A 19,531-nucleotide genomic window follows, 5' to 3' on the forward strand; every position below is an offset into this window, starting at 1 on the left:
GTCTCGGTGACGCCTGATTTTTCCGGATTCTATCATAAGTAGTGTATAGATCCGAAAGATCCATTCCCTCCACGAATGCGCTCAGAAGGCGAACCGAATCATTTGCCGGTATCATGTGTTCTAGTTCAAGCGGAAGCTTGATTTGATAATATACAGTGATTTTGCTATAATCACCCTGTAAAATGTTGGTTAGTCGCATAACTATATTTTACACCATCAGCCGGGCTCTTTGGAGCCCGGCTGAATTCTTTTTACAGGAAAAGGGCCGACGCACTAACTTGAGTTAGTGCGCCAGCCCCATATCGCCGGATCACAAACCGTTCCTCGATCACAGCTTCATATTCTTTTTTCCGGCACGGACACCGGTCTTGTAATACTCTTTGGATGCGGACTTATGTCCGGACTTTTTGTCCGCTTCGCAGACCTCAATGCGGTCCGGCTGAAGTTTCGCCATCCGCATGATGCTCTGGGCGTCCTCTCTCGTAAAGAAGAGCCGCTTTACACGGTCATCATTTCCCCTCTCCCGGAAATACAGTGCCACCAGTCTCGGATCATCGCGGTCTTCCCTGACCACCATATCGATGTCCTTCCACTCTAGTTTTTCATACCATGTCGTGATCCGCATCTGGTAGAACGTCTCCACGCCGCGCTCCGTCACAACCATATCCTTCTTCATCAGAAGAACCAGCATATAGAGCAGGGCGAACAGGATAATCAGTTTGTATGGCGTCATCAGGCCACCGACAATGAGGAAGCCGCACATCAGCCAACAAAGCGTTTTTGTCGATTCCTTTCTCGGCTTGATCTCCTGCGCGTGATATACCGGGCCGGTGGTTTCCGCCCACGGAAGTTCTTTCTTTGCTCCTGGTAATGTCATAGCGTCCATAATGTTCCTTTCCACTGATCTGGAGATATTACCGAACGAGCCGAATCCGGCCCACACCGGCATCGGCTTTGGCTCGTTGCCCGCGTAAATATGAACAGCCGGGCTTTTCAGTCCGGCTGTCCGGATATCTCACGATCAATTATACAGCGAATTGCTCGAGCCGGGTGAGCATTTTGCTCATCCGGCGACGCTTCGTGACGACAGCTCCGAAGAGTCAGTCATCACACGTCGTCGTGATTTTTTTCCGGGTACTATCCCTGTTTTATGCAGCGGTTCCGTGCTTTGCACCTGTCGGTACCGGAGCCTTTCCTGCTGCTCTCATAGACTCAAGGTTTTTGATGGCAAGCTGACGTGCCTCCTCCGGGCAAGCGCACGGAGTCTTCAGAGTTGTCTTGCCAAGAATGTTGGTGTAAGAACCGTCTGCCCAGAAGATATTTCTGCCAAGGTAAGCTGTGATAGCAGCATAGATCGGGTTCAGAAGGTTAACAAATGCAAACGGGAAGTATACGAACGGATGAATTCCGAGTACACCCATCTGATAAGCGCCGCAGCCGGTCCACGGGAACATTACCGCCCACAGAGTACCGCAGTCTTCCAGTGTTCTGGACAGCATGTTTCTTGCAAGGCCCAGCTCATCGTACTTGTCTACATAGAGCGGAGCCGGAACGCCGATTCCGAGGAACTGGTCGCACATGGTTGCGTCGCAGAACAGAGAAGTAACCATGGTAGCAAGAACAACAGAACCAACGCTGTGGAGTTTGTTCTTCAGACCGCCGAACAGTGTGTTGACGCATCCGCATCTCTCAAGTGCGCCGCCGTAAGCTACTGCAAGAAGTACCAGGTTGATGGTCCACATCTGGTGGTCCATACCGCCTCTGGAGAGAAGCTTGTCTGCAAGCTCGTTTCCTGTCTCAAATGTTACACCATAGTGAAGTGCATCAAAGATATCAGCGATTCCGGTCTTGCCCTGGAATACTGCCGCGAAGATAACGCCGCAGACTACAGACAGTGCAATGCCGACAAGGCCCGGCATCTTCAGAACGCAGGCAGCAATGATAACGATGATCGGGATCAGAACTGCCGGATTGATGTTGAAGGACTCAGCGATCGCCGCCTGAAGACCCTTTGCGATGGTCGGATCATATCCGGAAGCATCAATGTTGAGGCCGAGGAACGCATATGCGATCAGAGCGATGATGAAGGTCGGAAGTGTGGTGGAAACCATTGCCGTTACGTGATCGAACAGTCCTGTCTCGGATACGGCTGCAGCAAGGTTTGTGGTATCGGAAAGCGGTGAGAACTTATCGCCGACATATGCGCCGGAGATGATCATTCCTGCGGTCAGAGCCGGGTTGATTCCGAGTCCTGCTCCGATTCCGAGGAACGCGATACCCATGGTTGCGGTACATGTCCAGGAAGATCCGCATGCAAGACCTACGATTGCGCAGAGAATGCATCCAATCGGCAGGAACAGCTGCGGTGTGAGAAGATCCAGTCCGTAATAGATCAGGGCCGGAATGGTACCGGACATGATGAAGGATGCTACCAGGATACCTACGGTACAAAGGATCAGGATTGCTTCCATGGAAGCGTTCAGACGATCCAGCATACCGGCAAGCATGTCTGAGAAAGAGTGTCCGCATATGCATCCGATGATGCAGGCTACGCAGATCGAAACGATCAGCGGCATATGTGCATCAGAATATCCGCTCTGTGCTACAAAGCCGTAGATCATCAGTGCCATCATGACAACGATCGGGATCAGCGATTCGATGAAATTAGGCTGCCGAACTTTTTTTTCGGTGTTTCCAGTAGAACTCATAGTAAATCCCCCTTTAATAATATTGTGCGGTGTTGTCCGCATAATAGCAGAAAGAGATTTCTGCACCTTTCGCCTCTCCCACCATGGAGGAAAAAGATGTTTTCCTGCTACTAAGCTCTTTGTAAAAAATATCCCTTTTTCAACGTACATCAGTCAGTTTCCGCCGGCGTTCATTCCGGCGGAAACCGCATTTTCGCAAACGAACTTTTCAAAATTCATGTTTCGCAGGAGTCCTGCCCGCTGACGCGAAACACCGGAAACCCGCAAAACAGTTTCTTCCTTTACCGCTGCGCTTTTCGCGGAATTACAGCTCCAGCTCGCCGCCGATTGCCTTCTCTACCGCTGCGATGAGTTCGCCGTTCTCGATGATCTTCTCGCAGTAGTTGATGTCCTCGTAAAGCGGTCTGTCCTCATCCAGAGTCGGAACGCATTTTCTTACCAGATCGTAAGCCGCCTGTGTTCCCTTACCAAGTCCTCTGTTTCCTCTGAGGTCGATACCCTGGCATGCAACCATGAGCTCCATTGCCAGAACTCTTCTTACATTGCGTCCGATCTCGCCGGCCTGTCTTGCTGCGATGGTACCCATGGATACGTGATCCTCCTGACCTGCGGAAGACGGAATGGAGTCAACAGATGCCGGATGAGCAAGAACCTTGTTCTCGGATACCAGTGCTGCTGCGGAGTACTGAACGATCATGAAACCGGAGCATACACCGCCATGGTTTGTAAGGAATGCCGGAAGGCCGGAGTATGCCGGGTTTACAAGACGCTCGATACGGCGCTCGGAAACGTTTGCCAGCTCCGCCTGCGCAATCTTCAGGAAATCGAACGGAAGAGCCATCGGCTGACCGTGGAAGTTACCGCCGGAGATTCCTGCTCTGTCTTCCTGGAAGATGATCGGGTTATCGGTTACGGAGTTGATCTCAATATCTACGTGCTCTTTTACGTAGTTGATTGCATCTTTGGAAGCACCGTGGATCTGCGGGCTGCAACGGAGAGAGTACGCATCCTGTACGCGGATCTCGCCCTGTCTTGTGGTGTTCTTGCTGCCCTCCAGAAGTCTTCTGAGGTTCTTTGCGGTTACTCTCTGGCCGTGATGCGGGCGAACTGCGTGGCATCTGTCCTCCAGAGCGTCCATAACGCCGTTCTGTGCCTCGAAGCAGAGGGAATCTGCGATATCAGCAACCTTCAGGAGCTTCATTGCATCGTAAAGTGCAAGGGATCCGGCGGATGTCATTGCCTGTGTACCATTGTTCAGTGCAAGACCTTCCTTCGCGGAAAGCTCAACCGGTGTGATTCCGGCTTTCTTCATTGCCTCGCCGCCGTCCATGAGCTCGCCCTTGTAGTAAGCTTTGCCGAGGCCGATCATTACCAGTACCATATGGGAAAGCGGTGCAAGGTCACCGGAAGCTCCGAGGGAACCTTTCTCCGGGATGAACGGTGTAACGCCTTTATTCAACATGTCAATCATGGTCTGCAGAGTCTCCAGACGGATTCCGGAGAAGCCCTTGGACAGGTTGTTGATACGAAGGAGCATGATTCCTCTTGCGATGTCCTCTGCAAACGGATCACCTGCGCCAACCGCGTGAGTGATGATCAGGTTCTTCTGCAGCTGCTTGCACTCATCGGTGCTGATAACGACATCCGAAAACTTTCCGAAACCGGTTGTGATTCCGTATACAACTGCCTTCTCATCGACAAGATCATCCACGATCTTTCTGGAAGCGAGAACTGCTTTTGTGCTCTCCTCGGAAAGAACAACCTCTGCATGATTGCGGCAAACATCTACGATCTGATCAACAGTCAGGTCCTGACCTGTGATAACTACTTTAGACATGATATTTTCTCCTTTAAAAGTCTTACAAGTTTTCAAACCCCATTCCGTATTTCCGACCGCCGCCCCCCTGCAGGCTCATGCTGATGATCTCCGGACGTTTGTCTGCATCGGCAGTCAAATTTCTTTCGGTCTGTGGTTTCTTTGTGATTCCAACTGTAGTCATTATACCTCATTTCCGTCAAAAAAACGTCCAAGAAGTACATCTGCGTCTGAAAATTTTGTCATATTGTAATTATTTTCAATTCAGTTTCGCACTACATTATCACGTTGTCATGCTAAAGTGTTGAACATGGATATTTTAGCATGTTATCACGTTAATGTGAACAACAAAAACAACGCTCAAATCTAACATATCTGCAAAACATATTATCTATATTATATTGGAATGGAATGTGATTTCTTCGTTGGCGGATCACGGAACAACGAATATTTCGTATTTTAAAGGAGGACCGGGGCCTTTTTCCGGCACCCGGTCCTCCTTTGATCCTTCCGGCGAATCTTCTTCCGCCGGTCAGTTTTTCATATTTTGTCCTCCAGGCTCAAGCAGACAAGCTTGCTTGTCTGTTTGAGCCGTCAATCAAAGTTTGAAAGTTTACTTTCAAACTTCGCTATCGGTATTCCGTCAGATCCTGACGTTTCGGTCCCTTATCCTGCTTCATTCAGATGTCTCTCGACTTCCGCAAGAATCTCTGCCGTCAGCGGATTCCGGATCTTTGCCGCGATCTGACGTCCTTTTTCATAATGAATTCTCGCCTCATCCGTCTTCCCGAGCTTAATGCACGTCATGGCCAGATAGGCTTCGGTGCGTTCCAGTCCCCATCGGTATCCGTTGTGCTCCAGATCTTCTCTTGCACGGTCCAGATAAATATATCCTTCCGTGTACTTTCCCTGATCATACTTCACCTGGCCGATGCTGGAGTAAACCTGTGCCATACCGTTCGTCTTGACCGGTCCCTGTCCCATCTGAACCGCTTCATTATAATAGCGGAGCGCATCGTAGTAAGTGCCCTGCTCCCGGCAGATCTCTCCGAGATAATTGTAGCAGGCCGCAATGCTCGCGCTGTAGCGCCCGCGTTTTTTCGGCTCCTGCCGTTTTTCCAGCGCCTTAAAGATGTTCAGAGACTTTGTGAGCACCTCCGATGCGACGGAATAATCCTGCTTCATCAGTCTTGTCCATCCCTGAAGTCTCAGAAACGTCGCGTACTCGTCCGTCTCCTCCTGACCGATCATTGACAGACCTTTCGATACATACTGATCCGCCTTGTCAATGTCGCCGATCTGGATTCCATGGAAGATCTGCTGTTTATAGCACGCCAGAATCATGCTGCGGTCTCCGAGTCGGTTGGCGAGCATGGTGCAGGCCTCAATGTTCGCGATTCCGGAATCATATTCCCCCAGTGCGATATCGTGTCTTCCCAGAATATAATTCATCTTCATCCGGATGCGGTTTACCTCCGGCGTATCCAGCGGAAGCCGGATGACATTTTCCGCCAGTTTCAGCATTTTCTCCGCTTCCGCCATGCTTCCGATGGTGTCGCCCATCTCCGACGCCTCATTCTGAACGATGGGGAAATTCTCGTTGACTACGGTATAGAATTCCTGGAGATACCGGATCTGATACTCGTAAGCCTTCACCTCATCGTGACACATCCGGTAGTGGTATGCGATGATCGGCATCATTGCAAAACTTTCCCCGCGCTGCTTCACATAATATCCGGCAAGGATCTTATGGTATGCCTGCGTCTTTCCCGCACTCTGATGTTCATAAATGTATTCTTTGATGATCCGGTGCACGAATTTATAGTATACGTTCCATCCCACCAGCATCTCGGAAATCAGATGTTCTCTCTGAAGATGATCCAGCATCCGGATAATGCTGAGCCTGTCCCGTCCGGCCAGAAGAAGTTCCAGTTCGTCAATCTTGATCTTCTCCGGGAATACGGACATGCATTCCAGAACTTCCCGCTCATCCTCCGTAATGCTGGAGAGTCTTGACTTGATGACCACATTGATCTTCGGCGTCTTTTCCAGCGTAAACCCTTTCCGGCTGATGATATCGATCATCTCCGTCAGGAAAAAGGCATTTCCCTCCGTCAGTTTCCAGATCTCCTGACGCTTTTCCGGCTCATTTGCCAGCGACGGCAGCGCATTCCGGATGATCCGCTCGGTCTCCGCCTCCGTGAAGCGCTCCAGCGTCATGAAGCGGACGCGGTCCTGCCGGACAAGTTCTTCCAGCTGCTGCATGACCTCCGACTCATAGTTTCCGTCATAGGTGCAGATCACCTTCAGACGGTCCGGACTGATGGCGCAGACCAGCCGGACCAGAAGCCGGTAGCTCGCCTCGTCCATCCACTGAATCTCATCAAAGGTCAGGAAAATCTGCTGCTCTTCCGAAAGTTTCCGGAACAGTTCCAGCACTTTCTTTTCCGCCACGGCATACTGGATCTTGCCGCTGCTCTCCCCGTTCAGTTCCATTTCCCGGAGAATGTCGTAATTGTCGCTGTCCCCCCGGTCGGTCTTATCCATCTGCTGGCTGATCTCCTGCATGATGTCGTTCCACGGGCTGAGGAAAAAATCCGCTCCCTGACGGTAGCAGAGCGCCGACAGCGGCAGCATCCTCTTTCCCTCCGCCATTTTCCGGCAGTATTCCAGAAACGTCGATTTTCCGACGCCTTCCTCTCCCTCAATAACAGCGACATTCATCGGACTTCCGTCCTCCGAGTCCATCATTCCGCTGATCTCAAAGAGCTCCCGCTCTCTTCCGAAAAACTCCGCCGTCACCCGGCCGGTTCCGCTTGCGACGTGTTCTTTCATATTGAAAATGCGGTGAAACAGATCCTGTGTTTTCTGGGCCGGTTCCACCTCCATCTCTTTTTTCAGCATGCGGACAAGATCATAGTAAATGCGGATCGCCATGTTATAGCTTCCGTTGGCCGCATAGATATTCATGAGTTCATAGTAAAGATTCTCATCATACGGGTCATTCTTGATCAGAATGTCGCTGTACTTCTGCATCTTCACCGTATCATGTTCCGCTGCCGCATCCTCCAGACCTTTCCGTGCGCTGTCGGACACCTTCGACGAAAGTGTCTCCCGCATCTCGTCGACCCAGGTCTCGAACTCATAGCAGTTTTTAATAAAGAAATGATTCAGAAAAAGGTCTTCGCCTTTCCCCCTCGAATCCGAGTCCAGATCCGTACGGATCGTAAACTCCGGATTCAGTGAAATGCCGGTGTGGCCGGCCGTAATCAGAATGTCCGGATCGATCGCCCGTTTTACCTGATAGACCGCATCGCGAAGCTTCTTTTTTCCATTGGTCTCATCCTCGTCCCCCCAGAGAAGACTGATCACCTCTTCTCTTGTCACCGATTTTCTGACACAGAGATAATAAAAGAAGCCTTCCGCCTTTCGATAGGGAAATGTCACCGTTTTCCCGCCGCAGACAATTTCCGGATTGCCGCATAATCTTACAGAGATTTCCTTCAATGTTCCGTATTCCTTCCTGATTATGGATTATCCCATATACATTTGAGCCGCGTCTTAGACGTTTTTTGAAACCTTCTTTTTTAGTCTTCGACGTTTTTGACGTTTCGCTCGTTTTTTCTATTCTCTATATTTTTTATTTGACGATTTTGCGATCATATTCCAATACCCCCATACCGTCCTATGACCGCAAGTGTATTATGCCCTCAAAAGCGCCGGTTTTTATGGTTTTCTTGGGTATAATGCACAATTCCCATTATAATTTGCCGTTCCCTCCCTGTCAAATTATTCGAGAGCAATTTAGAAATTGTTTATTTTTAGTTTTCTTTTTTTGTTTTTTATCTATTATTTTCTGATAATTTGATAGTCTTATGTTTATTTTTCGTTTTGCTACAGAATAGACGTTTTTTGGACGAGTCCTTTTTATAATTGTCTTCAGAAAGTGAGATGCAGAGAGATCTCCGGTCTGCATCCGAACGCTTTCTGTCTCTTTCCGGATCACGGGAACCGCCCGGACGGCGAAGCTTCTCCGCCCGAAAGAGAACACGTCATTCTCCATTTACCCTAATGGACGAATGAACCCCACAGAGTACATTATGAATCCGCAAGGATAAAGAAAGGACAGTATATCGCTATGATGACGAACAAGGAAATCAATGAATGCATGACGATCAAACTGGATCCGGTTCTTCCGGAGTATCCGACGTTTGATCCGTCTCTCCGCCGTGCTCCGATGAGAGATCTGGAGCTCACCGACCATGAAATGAAGCTGGCTCTGAAGAACGCACTCCGCTATGTTCCGGAAGAGCTTCACGAGCAGCTTGCTCCGGAGTTCATGGAAGAGCTTCTCACCAGAGGCCGTATCTACGGATACCGCTTCATGCCGAAGGAGAAGTTATACGGAAAGCCAATCGATGAGTACAAGGGCAACTGCATTCAGGGTAAAGCATTCCAGGTAATGATCGAGAACAACCTGAATCCGGATGTAGCGCTTTATCCGTACGAGCTCGTAACTTACGGCGAGACCGGTGCTGTATGCCAGAACTGGATGCAGTATCAGCTGATCAAGAAATATCTGGAAGTTCTGACCGATGAGCAGACCCTGGTTGTTATGTCCGGTCATCCGCTGGGACTCTTCCATTCCCACAAACAGGCTCCGCGTGTTATCATTACCAACGGACTTCTCGTCGGTGAGGCTGACAACCTGAGAGACTGGACCAAGTTCACCGCAATGGGCTGCTCTTCCTACGGACAGATGACCGCAGGCGGCTGGATGTACATCGGACCGCAGGGTATCGTTCACGGTACCTTCAACACCATCCTGAACGCAGGACGTAAGTACCTCGGTGTTCCGGAGGACGGCGACCTTGCCGGCCACCTCTTCGTAACATCCGGTCTGGGCGGCATGTCCGGTGCACAGCCGAAGGCAATCGAGATTGCACGCGGCGTCGGCATCGTTGCCGAGGTTGACTACTCCCGTATTGAGACCAGATACACACAGGGCTGGGTTTCCAAGATCGCAGAGACTCCGAAGGAGGCATTTGAGATCGCTCACGAGTACATGGAGAAGAAAGAGCCGATGTCCATCGCTTTCCACGGCAACATCGTTGATCTCCTTCAGTACGCTGTAGATAACAACGAGAAGATCGAGCTTCTCTCCGACCAGACTTCCTGCCACGTTCCGTACGACGGCGGTTACTGCCCGGCCGGCATCACCTTCGAAGAGAGAACCGAGCTGCTCGGCAACAACAGAGAGAAGTTCATCGAGCTGGTCAATGAGACACTGACCAAGCACTTCCACCTCATCCAGGAGCTGGTTAAGCGCGGCGCTTACTTCTTCGATTACGGCAACTCCTTCATGAAGGCAATCTATGATGCCGGAAACAAGGAGATCGCAAAGAACGGCCACGACACAACCGAAGGCTTCATCTTCCCGTCCTACGTTGAGGATATCATGGGACCGATGCTCTTCGACTACGGCTACGGCCCGTTCCGCTGGTGCTGCCTGTCCGGCAAGCATGAGGATCTTCTTGCCACCGACCACGCTGCAATGGAAATCATCGACCCGAACCGCAGATTCCAGGATCGCGACAACTGGGTATGGATCCGCGACGCTGACAAGAACAAGCTCGTTGTCGGAACACAGTGCCGTATCCTCTATCAGGATGCGCTCGGCAGACGCGATATCGCTCTGAAGTTCAATGAGATGGTACGTGAAGGAAAGATCGGACCTGTTATGCTTGGCCGTGACCACCACGATACAGGCGGTACCGATTCTCCGTACAGAGAGACATCCAACATCTACGATGGTTCTCAGTTCACCGCAGATATGGCAACACAGTGCTTCGCAGGAAACTGCGCAAGAGGCATGAGCCTTGTCGCTCTCCACAACGGCGGCGGCGTAGGTATCGGCAAATCCATCAACGGCGGCTTCGGCCTTGTCCTTGACGGAAGCGAGCTCACAGACCAGATCATCCGGGAGTCCGTTCCGTGGGATACCATGGTTGGTGTTTCCAGAAGAAACTGGGCGAGAAACGAGCATGCGGTTGAGACCGTTGCTTCCTACAACAAACAGTTCAAGGACAGCGATCACATCACCGTACCGTTCATCGCCGATGACGATCTTGTTGAGAAGACATTTGCGGCAGCAAAGGCAAAGCACAAATAACCTTCTTACATCATAGCTGATAAGGATGCAGACGGGCTGCCCGGCAGAACGTCTGCATCCTTTGAATCATAATAGAAAGGATTACCCATGAGCAAACGCTATATCCGCCACGCAGCGGAACTGGTCACCTGCAAGGGCCGTACCGCAAAACGCGGCAAAGAAATGTCCGATATCGGCCTGATTCATGACGGAGCGGTCATCATCGAAGATGATAAGATCACCGCAGTCGGCACAACCGAAGAGCTGGACCGCATCGTCAAGGATTCTCCGGAATACGAAGTAATCGACGCTACCGGAAAGGCTGTCATGCCGGGTTTTGTCGATTCTCACACTCATTTTCTCTTCGGCGGCTACCGCGCCGATGAATTCGGCTGGCGTCTCAAGGGCGACAGCTATATGTCCATCATGGAACGCGGCGGCGGCATCAATGCCACCGTTGTGCCGACACGCAATGCTTCCGTCGAGGACTTTGTCGCCCTCGGTCTGGAACGCATGAACCGCATGCTCGAGTTCGGCGTAACCACCGTTGAGGGAAAGAGCGGCTACGGCATGGATCACGACACCGAGATCCGCATGCTCGAAGCCTATAAGAAACTGAATGATTCCCACCCGGTTGATGTCGTTTCCACCTTCCTCGGCCCGCACAGCGTGCTCCCGGAGTGGAAAGGCAAAGAGCGTGAATTCCTCGACTATATGCTGACGGAAGTTATGCCGGAGGTAAAAGAAAAAGGACTCGCCGAGTTCGCCGACATTTTCACCGAAAAGGGCGTTTTCGACGTTCCGGACTCCGAGTACTATCTCACGAAGGCAGCGGAAATGGGCTTTAAGCTGAAAGTTCATGCCGACGAGATCACTCCGGGCTTCGGCGCATCCGAGATGGCAGCCAGAGTCGGCGCCTTTTCCGCAGACCATCTGCTGAAAGCGTCCGATGAAGGAATCCGCATGATGGCGGAGGGAAGAACCATCTCCACCGTTCTCCCGCTCACCGCATTCTGTCTCCGTGAGCCGTATGCTCCGGCAAGAAAAATGATCGATTCCGGCTGTGCAGTTGCCATGGCGTCCGACCTCAACCCGGGAAGCTGCTTCAGCAACAGCATTCCGCTGATGATCGCCACCGGATGTATCTACATGAATATGTCCATCGAAGAAGTCATCACTGCCATGACCATCAACGGCGCAGCTGCCGTTGACCGCGCGGACCGGATCGGAAGCATCGAGGAAGGAAAACAGGCTGATATTATCTTCCTGAAGTTCCCGTCCATCCAGTATCTTCCGTACCACACCGGCGTAAACCTTGTGGAAACCGTTATCAAGAGCGGAAAAACGGTATACCACAAAGAGTGGTAATTTCCACAGACCGGGAATTTCCCCAGTGGAAATCCCATCTGAGAGTTCACCAGACTTTTCATGTAAAATCCATACATTCCATCCTGAAACGGCTCTTCCGGGATTCCCGGGAGAGTCGTTTTTCGGGCGTTCCGGTTTTCATTTCTCCATCTTACGTTTCTTTTTCGGATCTTCCCGATTCGTTTTGATTTCCTTTCGAATTGAAATTTTTAATTTATATTTTTTATTCTTTTTTTAGAGATTCCACATACTCCTGTCACATCTCTCCTTTATACTTTAGATAGTTGTTCGAGAGGACAGCGACCAAATAAAAACTTTTTCATACTCATGCCGGGCAGTGAAAACTGCCCGGTCCCCCCAAAAATTAAATTGCTTACAAGTTAAAGGAACTACTCCTTTTTTACCTACCATTCCCCTAAAAAAAGCAAGAAGCTCCCGGCGAAAGCCGGGGCTTCTTGCTTTTCATTTTTCATTTTTATGTTTCACATTATTTCTTCAGAAATGCTTCCACAAATTCTTTTGCATCCGCGCTGTTCATGCCCTTCTGGGAAACCAGACGGTCCTCATACCAGGTATACGCCGCTTCCGACGCCTTCCGGAAGGAATCACTGTCCATCTCTTCATGGCGCGTGATCTCCATCGCGCCGGTGGAATCCCATTTATCTACCAGTTCCTCGCACTGAAGACGGTTGATCTCCTTCTGATACTCCACCGCTTTCTTCGCATTCTCATCGATGACTTTCTTCTGCTCCTCCGTGAACTGATCATACGCCTTCTGGTTGATGCAGAGGAAAATGCAGTCGTAATACGCGTTCCAGCAGGACATATACTTCTGCACATCCTGTACTGATGCGGAGTCAATGGACGGCTCCGGATTCTCCTGTCCGTCGATGGTTCCCTGCTGCAATGCAGTGTAGGTCTCCGCCCAGTTCATTGCGGACGCGTCACACCCCCACAGGCTGTAGACGTGTGAGCAGAGATCATTGGAACAGATACGGAGCTTGATGTCTTCCAGATCTTCTACATTACGGATCGGATGCTTGGAGTTCGTGATCTGACGGAACCCGTTGTCACCGATTCCCTCGCAGACCAGTCCGTACTCGGCGAGAACATTTTTCAGCTCTTCGCCGCCCTTTCCGGCAAAGGTCCGGTCGATGTCACTGTAATCGTCGAAAATATACGGAAGCGAGACCACATTAAATCTCGGATCAAAGTTCGCGTAGATCAGGTTGGAATGGAAGGAAACCTGTATCGTGTCACCGTCCATGAGTGCCTGAATTCCGGCAACCTGGTCGCCGTTGGTGAGCTGTTCCCCCGGGTAGACATCCACTTTTACCATGCCGCCGGTGGATTTCTGCATAAGCGCATTGAAATAGTATCCCGCCTGCGCCCAGGTGCAGGATTCGCCCGGAGAACAGTCAAAGTTCCAGGTCACATCCGGCCACGGGTCCGATCCCGTGTATACGGCGGCATTTTCCTCCGCGCTGTGGTGCCCGGAATCCCTCCAGTCGTGAAGAGATCCGTCCAGAGATGTCGCCTTGCTCTTCGGCGCGCTCTTTCCGGCCGCTTCCGCCACAAGAACCGTGCTCACCTGAGGAATATAAGTCACAACTGCCAGTATGCAGAGCGTCGCCGCGATCATCGGCGCAACCGCTCTCGAGATCATCGGAAGCGTCACGCGGACAAGTTCTTTCGCCTCGCCCTTCAGTTTCTCTGCCGCATCCTCGATGCGAACGCCCATGGCCACGAAGAGATTGACGCCGACCGGCGGGGTAACCTGTCCAATCGCAAGGTTTACCGTCGCCACAACGCCGAACGCGATCAGGCTGTAGTTCAGATTCTCTGCCACCGGCGCCATGATCGGAATGAAGATGTACATGGCGGAGTTGGCATCGATGAAGCATCCGGCGATCAGGAAGAGAATGTTGACAATGATCAGGAATACCACCCGGTTCTCACCGATTCCGGCAAGAAGCATCTGCGCGCCGCGGGAGATACCAAACAGCGTGCAGCAATAGGAGAACAGGGACGCCGACGCGACAACCAGCATGATGTTTCCGGTGGTCTTACAGGACTCCACAAGAATCTCCCACATATCCTTCAGTGTCACATCACGGTAGACAAACACTGCGACAAACGCGCCGTAGACAACCGATACCGCCGCGGCCTCCGTCGGAGTAAAGACGGATCCGTAAATGCCGCCGAGAATGATCACCGGCATCAGAAGTCCCCAGAACGCATCCTTGAAACTCGTCCAGCGCTCTTTCGCCGAGCGCTTCGGATGAACCGGCTGAATGTTTCTCTTTCTCGCCTCCAGCACAACAACAACGCACAGCGCGGCTCCCATCAGGATACCCGGAATGATGCCGGCCATGAACATATCGCCGACGCTGACGCCGACGATGGACGCGTATACGACGAACGCGATGGACGGCGGAATGACGATCGCAATTGCGCTGGCCGCCGCCATGAGCGCTTCAGAAAAGGCCGGTGTAAAGCCGGAAGCGATCATTGCCGGGATCAGAACCGATCCGAGCGCCGCAACCGTCGCCGGACCGGAACCGGAAATCGCGCCGAAGAAGCAGGCGACGATGACGCAGACGATGGCCATGCCGCCTCTTGTGTGGCCGACGAGATCATCGATGAAGCGGACCAGTCGGGTGGAGATTCCTGCCTTCGCCATGATATTTCCCGACAGGATAAAGAACGGAATCGCCAGAAGAAGGAACTTTGCGGTTCCCGTGTATGTATTGGTTGCGATCATGCTGAGCGTCAGGGTGGAGAACTGCGGCACGAAATTCGACGCGTAAAAAATCGCCAGCGCGCTGCTCGCGCCGAGGCAGATCGCGATCGGAAGTCCAAGGATCAGAAATACAAAAAAGGAAAGGAACAATACTGCTGTGATCATGACTTGTCCTCCTTTTCTGCTGTGAAGTCTTTCTCAGATTTCTCCGCTGTTTTTTTCATCGTATCCTGCGGCACGGTTTCCGCAGGATTCATCGGGTCGCTGCCCGGACAGGGATTTGTTCCCGCTTCCGGCTGCGCCTGAAAATCAATGCAGTTTTCAATAAAGTGAAGCATCAGGGAAATACCGCCGACGGCGATGAATCCCCAGAAAAGTGACTTCGCGATATGTAAAATCGGAGTATAGGTCGAATCCGCGGCCATGCGGCCGAGGCCTTCCACGGTCAGAAGCGCGGAATAAGCGACACAGCACGCCGTGCGGATCAGGTTCAGGACTTTCTTCCCATGCCGGTCCAGCGCATCCGGAAGAATGGTGAGCGACACCAGTTCCCCCGATCTCGCCGCGACACCGGCCGCCAGCATGGAGATCAGGACAAAGACCGCGACGGTCAGCTCTTCCGTAAATCCCAACGAGTGCTGGAAGACTTTACGCATAATGACGTTGCCGAAGGTCAGAAAAAGTACCAGCAGAAGACTGACTGCCAGCACAAAATGTTCCACGGCCGTTACGGCGTTCATGATTTTTTTGTACGTTCTCATTTTGTCCCCCTGTTATGTATTTTTTTCGCCGATTCTTTCCCATCCCTCCTGAGAAGGAGCCAGCGTCATATGCAATTTAGTTTAACAGGAAGATGAGTCATTTTCAATATTGTGCAGGTGAAATAATGTCATCAGAAGAAATTTCCCTAATCTCTGTTCCGAGTGACCGCGGCACCAACAATCGCTGCGATAAAGGCCAAAGGCGCTATCCTGACAAATAAGAATTCAAATGCATGCATTGCAACACCAACAACAGCCGTTTCCGGATCACTGTAATCCCAATTCAAATATGGACTTCCTGCCACACAAATCATCACGAATATTAAGACGATTAACCCCCCCATCATAATAAACATCCAATGTAAAATTATTCGTCTTGTTCTCTTCTGATTTGCAAGCTGTAAATTAATGACTTCGAGTTTTTCTGCGATTGACTTTAAGTCATTCGATTCGCTGTTTTCTACTGTATCCCCCAGCAAAACACTGACAGGTGTTTCCAGAACCTCCGATATAGAAATCAGCATTTCTGAGTCCGGGACGGATAATCCGCGTTCCCATTTGGAAACCGTCTGTCGTACTACGTTCAGTTTGACTGCAAGTTCTTCTTGTGACAACCCCTTTGATTTTCTGATTCTTTTGAGATTTTCGTTAAGCATAATCACTGCCTCCTTCTTGCTGTCCAATTCTATATTCAAAAGAGCGGTTACCGCAAGCAACGCAAATTAACATCTGCTTATTTGCGGGCTATATTCAGAGAAATCCGGAAAATTATCCTTCCGCTCTTTACGCCACGGACATTATATCCGTCAATCGGCGGACAGACAAACAGACATTTGATATCCATGTGTGTTATCATGAAGACGGAACTGAAATACTTTTGTAGTTGGAGGTTTTAATCGTGTAAGAGGAGGTATTAACAGCATGGCAAACAGAATATCGTTGAACGGAACTTCTTATCATGGCGCCGGAGCGATTGCGGAGATCGTAAATGAAATCCGGAGTAACGGCTTCAAAAAAGCCTTTGTGGCGTCGGATCCGGATCTTGTGAAATTCGGGGTTACCGGTAAAGTAACCGCTCTCCTGGATGAAGCAAAGATTCCCTATGAGATCTACTCGGACATTAAGCCGAACCCGACCATCGAAAATGTAACAAACGGAGTCGCTGCATTTAAAGCCTCCGGAGCGGATTGCATTGTTGCGATCGGCGGCGGTTCTTCCATGGATACATCCAAAGCGATCGGTATCATCATCACCAATCCGGAATTCGAAGATGTCCGTTCTCTGGAAGGCGTTGCACCGACGAAGAATCCGTGCATTCCGATTATCGCCGTTCCGACAACAGCCGGTACCGCAGCAGAGGTTACCATCAACTATGTCATCACCGATGTCGAAAAGGAAAGAAAGTTTGTCTGTGTTGATCCCCATGACATGCCGATTGTCGCTGTCGTCGATCCGGAAATGATGGCTTCCATGCCGAAAGGCCTTACCGCCGCAACCGGTATGGACGCATTAACCCATGCCATCGAAGGATATACGACAAGAGCCGCCTGGGAAATGACCGATATGTTCCATCTGGAAGCAATCCGGCTGATTTCCAGAAATCTGCGCGGAGCGGTGGAGAATACGAAGGAAGGCCGCGAGGGAATGGCTCTGGGACAGTATATTGCCGGAATGGGCTTCTCCAATGTAGGTCTCGGCATCGATCATGCCATGGCTCATACCTTATCCGCACATTATGATACTCCTCATGGTGTTGCCTGCGCCATGTTCCTTCCGATTTCCATGGAATTCAACCGTGAGTATACCGGTGAAAGGCTGAAAGAAGTGGCTCGCGCAATGGGCGTCGAAGGCGTGGACAATATGACGCAGGATGAATACCGCGATGCTGCCATCGCAGCGGTAAAAAAGCTGTCCGCCGATGTTGGCATTCCGACAACCCTGGACAAGATCAAAGAAGAAGATCTGGATACGCTTGCAACGGATGCCTTGAATGACGCCTGCTATCCGGGCAATCCCCGTGAAGCAACCAAAGAGCAGGTGATTGAGATGTTCCGCATGATCATGGCAAAATAACAGAATTTGAAAGAAGGAGAGCCTCGATTTCGAGACTCTCCCCTTTTTGAGAATGACCTGTTCCTTCCGGAGATCGAGATCTTTCACTCTGCCGTTTCAATCCATTCGCTAACCAAGTACAGCGGAACATTAATCATCCAATCCTGTTCTCTATAATTTGCCATAGAAAATCTAACCGGTTTTAAACTGTTGTTCTCCCCAAATATTGTTTTTAAACTCTTAGCTCGTAAATTTTCTTCCGCTTTAACCTCAATTGGATATACATGATATTTTTGTATCACAAAATCCAACTCCAGTTCTGATCGTTCCTTAGAATGATAATATACCTTTCTATTAAGTGATTCTAACTCTTGTAATACATATTGTTCAGTAAAAGCGCCTTTGTATTCCGTGAATACCTTATTGTTAACTAAAACATCCTTTGCATCAACTTCCGATAAAGCCCCCAAAAGTCCCAAATCAAGCACAAATAATTTAAACGCATCGATATCTTCATAGAATTTCAGTGGCTTATCAACCTTTGAAACACGAAGGATTTTGTAAACCAGTCCAGCATCAACAAGCCATTGGATTGCATTTTCAAATTCCTTAGCCCTTCCCCCCTTTTTCACAGCACTGTATATAAATTTCTTATTCTCTTTTGCAAGCTGAGCAGGTATAGAATCCCATACCATATTTACCTTAGGAAGCACTTCCGATGGAATATGGTTAGAAAAATCACGCCTATAGTCTGCTAAAATCTGCTTTTGAATATCTCTTACAGCAAAAATATCCTGATTCTCCACATAGGATTTAACTACCGCCGGCATTCCACCTACGTAATAATACTGACGAAGCAATTCAATGTATGAAGATGATAATGCAGACAATTCATTCCATCTGTGCGCTTCCATATTTTTAATTAGAATTTCCTTGTCAAGTGCCATTAAAAATTCTTTGAATGAAAGTGGATAAAGATTAACTTCATCCACTTTCCCTACAGGAAAACCGGTTCCCTCATGCAATCCAATCCCAAGTAAACTTCCGGCAACCGCAATATGATACTCTTTTGCATTCTCACAAAAATACTTTAATGATGAAAGTCCAATTGGAACCACCTGTATTTCATCCAAAATGATCAGCGTTTTCTCAGGCATAATAACCACCCCGGAAAGAGCCGAAAATACTCTTAAGAGCCTATCTATATTAAAATCACGGAAGACACTGTTCATGTCCTCTGCTTCATCACAGTTTATATATGCAACATTCTCATATTCTCTGGATCCGAATTCCTTTAGCAGCCAAGTTTTTCCAACCTGTCTGGCGCCATTTAATATAAGAGGTTTTCTATCTTTACTGTTCTTCCATTCCACTAATTTCTTATATGCTATTCTCTCCATATTGTCACCTCCTGTAAAACCATCTTACATTTTTTCGGACGAAAAAACAACTTTTGTAACACTTTTACATGGGAATATTCTTGTCTATCTTGCATAAATACTGACTTTTTTTTGATCATCTGTCTGTACAGTCAAGGAAAGCAGACACGAAAAATATGCAGCATAAAAAAAAGAAGGGCCTCGATTTCGAGCAATGTCATTAAGTTAACATTGGCTATTGGATGTCTCTAAAGAAAAACTAGCAGGAAAGTGAATGACTTTCCTGCTTTTTCTTGATTTATGACACACAAATAAGACAGATTCATATCTGCCTAAAATAAATATTCATTTTATCTGTTTTATGCTACTCTGTAGAGGAAACCATGAAATATTTTTACTGCTAGCTTTCGTTCCCGGTGCCTGTCGGGTCTAATCGGTATAATATTTCTTGCAATAATGGTTTCTAAATTAGTGTGTGCTCAACAATCAAAAAGCCTTGATTTTACTGACTTTTTTGCCTGTACATGAGATAATTAATGCAAGGAATTACATT

12 protein-coding genes and 1 pseudogene are annotated in these 19,531 nt (G+C 49.5%); 3 read left to right on the forward strand and 10 right to left on the reverse strand.

Features of this window, described 5'->3' with window-relative positions; all coding sequences use genetic code 11:
* From BMW41_RS15435 to BMW41_RS11360, 6 genes and pseudogenes are all read right to left on the reverse strand, one after another.
* Positions 1–199, reverse strand: a pseudogene (locus BMW41_RS15435) (IS5/IS1182 family transposase); the annotation flags it as partial.
* A 129-nt stretch (positions 200–328) separates the two neighbouring features.
* Positions 329–877 carry a hypothetical protein gene (locus tag BMW41_RS11345; RefSeq protein WP_074650190.1) on the reverse strand — a complete coding sequence of 183 codons (549 nt, stop codon included), beginning with the start codon at positions 875–877 and terminating at the stop codon, positions 329–331.
* Positions 878–1,148: 271 nt separating this feature from the next.
* Positions 1,149–2,708 (reverse strand): Na+/H+ antiporter NhaC, encoded by a 1,560-nt coding sequence (nhaC, locus tag BMW41_RS11350; protein WP_074650180.1) that lies wholly within the window; start codon positions 2,706–2,708, stop codon positions 1,149–1,151.
* A 304-nt stretch (positions 2,709–3,012) separates the two neighbouring features.
* Positions 3,013–4,545 carry a histidine ammonia-lyase gene (gene hutH / locus BMW41_RS11355; RefSeq protein ID WP_074650181.1) on the reverse strand — a complete coding sequence of 511 codons (1,533 nt, stop codon included), beginning with the start codon at positions 4,543–4,545 and terminating at the stop codon, positions 3,013–3,015.
* Positions 4,546–4,567: 22 nt separating this feature from the next.
* Complete coding sequence (locus tag BMW41_RS14630; RefSeq protein ID WP_177171230.1) at positions 4,568–4,708, reverse strand: hypothetical protein; 141 nt, start codon at positions 4,706–4,708, stop codon at positions 4,568–4,570.
* Between the two features lie 482 nt (positions 4,709–5,190).
* Positions 5,191–8,031, reverse strand: a complete 2,841-nt coding sequence (locus tag BMW41_RS11360; protein WP_074650182.1) for an ATP-binding protein — start codon at positions 8,029–8,031, stop codon at positions 5,191–5,193.
* A 634-nt stretch (positions 8,032–8,665) separates the two neighbouring features.
* Between BMW41_RS11360 and BMW41_RS11370 the strand changes: the two genes are divergently transcribed.
* Together BMW41_RS11370 and hutI are read left to right on the forward strand one after the other, a co-directional pair.
* Positions 8,666–10,696, forward strand: a complete 2,031-nt coding sequence (locus BMW41_RS11370) for a urocanate hydratase (protein ID WP_074650191.1) — start codon at positions 8,666–8,668, stop codon at positions 10,694–10,696.
* A gap of 87 nt (positions 10,697–10,783) precedes the next feature.
* Entirely contained in the window at positions 10,784–12,043 is a 1,260-nt protein-coding gene (hutI, locus tag BMW41_RS11375; protein ID WP_074650184.1) for an imidazolonepropionase, read from the forward strand.
* A gap of 487 nt (positions 12,044–12,530) precedes the next feature.
* Here hutI and BMW41_RS11385 read toward each other — a convergent pair whose 3' ends face one another.
* The 3 genes from BMW41_RS11385 to BMW41_RS11395 form a co-directional block, all read right to left on the reverse strand.
* A complete protein-coding gene (locus BMW41_RS11385) occupies positions 12,531–14,951 on the reverse strand; it encodes a TRAP transporter large permease subunit (protein ID WP_074650186.1) in 2,421 nt (806 codons plus the stop codon).
* Positions 14,948–15,547, reverse strand: coding sequence for a TRAP transporter small permease (locus BMW41_RS11390; protein WP_074650187.1), 600 nt, complete (start codon positions 15,545–15,547; stop codon positions 14,948–14,950). The genes BMW41_RS11385 and BMW41_RS11390 overlap by 4 nt, the downstream gene beginning before the upstream one ends.
* Positions 15,548–15,693: 146 nt before the next feature.
* Positions 15,694–16,203 carry a helix-turn-helix domain-containing protein gene (locus BMW41_RS11395; RefSeq protein ID WP_074650188.1) on the reverse strand — a complete coding sequence of 170 codons (510 nt, stop codon included), beginning with the start codon at positions 16,201–16,203 and terminating at the stop codon, positions 15,694–15,696.
* 265 nt (positions 16,204–16,468) lie between these two features.
* Between BMW41_RS11395 and fucO the strand changes: the two genes are divergently transcribed.
* A complete protein-coding gene (gene fucO, locus BMW41_RS11400) occupies positions 16,469–17,620 on the forward strand; it encodes a lactaldehyde reductase (protein WP_031471241.1) in 1,152 nt (383 codons plus the stop codon).
* Positions 17,621–17,703: 83 nt separating this feature from the next.
* Here the strand turns inward: fucO and BMW41_RS11405 are convergent, their stop codons facing one another.
* Complete coding sequence (locus tag BMW41_RS11405; RefSeq protein WP_074650189.1) at positions 17,704–18,999, reverse strand: ATP-binding protein; 1,296 nt, start codon at positions 18,997–18,999, stop codon at positions 17,704–17,706.
* Positions 19,000–19,531: the final 532 nt, after the last annotated feature.

The organism is [Clostridium] aminophilum, assembly GCF_900101295.1.
GTDB classification, from domain to species: domain Bacteria; phylum Bacillota; class Clostridia; order Lachnospirales; family Lachnospiraceae; genus Clostridium_R; species Clostridium_R aminophilum_A.

Coding starts and splice junctions, on each gene's coding strand:
- BMW41_RS11345 (WP_074650190.1), bottom strand. CDS start 877: ATGACATTACCAGGAGCAAAGAAAGAACTTCCGTGGGCGGAAACCACC.
- nhaC (WP_074650180.1), bottom strand. CDS start 2,708: ATGAGTTCTACTGGAAACACCGAAAAAAAAGTTCGGCAGCCTAATTTC.
- hutH (WP_074650181.1), bottom strand. CDS start 4,545: ATGTCTAAAGTAGTTATCACAGGTCAGGACCTGACTGTTGATCAGATC.
- BMW41_RS14630 (WP_177171230.1), bottom strand. CDS start 4,708: ATGACTACAGTTGGAATCACAAAGAAACCACAGACCGAAAGAAATTTG.
- BMW41_RS11370 (WP_074650191.1), top strand. CDS start 8,666: ATGACGAACAAGGAAATCAATGAATGCATGACGATCAAACTGGATCCG.
- hutI (WP_074650184.1), top strand. CDS start 10,784: ATGAGCAAACGCTATATCCGCCACGCAGCGGAACTGGTCACCTGCAAG.
- BMW41_RS11385 (WP_074650186.1), bottom strand. CDS start 14,951: ATGATCACAGCAGTATTGTTCCTTTCCTTTTTTGTATTTCTGATCCTT.
- BMW41_RS11390 (WP_074650187.1), bottom strand. CDS start 15,547: ATGAGAACGTACAAAAAAATCATGAACGCCGTAACGGCCGTGGAACAT.
- BMW41_RS11395 (WP_074650188.1), bottom strand. CDS start 16,203: ATGCTTAACGAAAATCTCAAAAGAATCAGAAAATCAAAGGGGTTGTCA.
- fucO (WP_031471241.1), top strand. CDS start 16,469: ATGGCAAACAGAATATCGTTGAACGGAACTTCTTATCATGGCGCCGGA.
- BMW41_RS11405 (WP_074650189.1), bottom strand. CDS start 18,999: ATGGAGAGAATAGCATATAAGAAATTAGTGGAATGGAAGAACAGTAAA.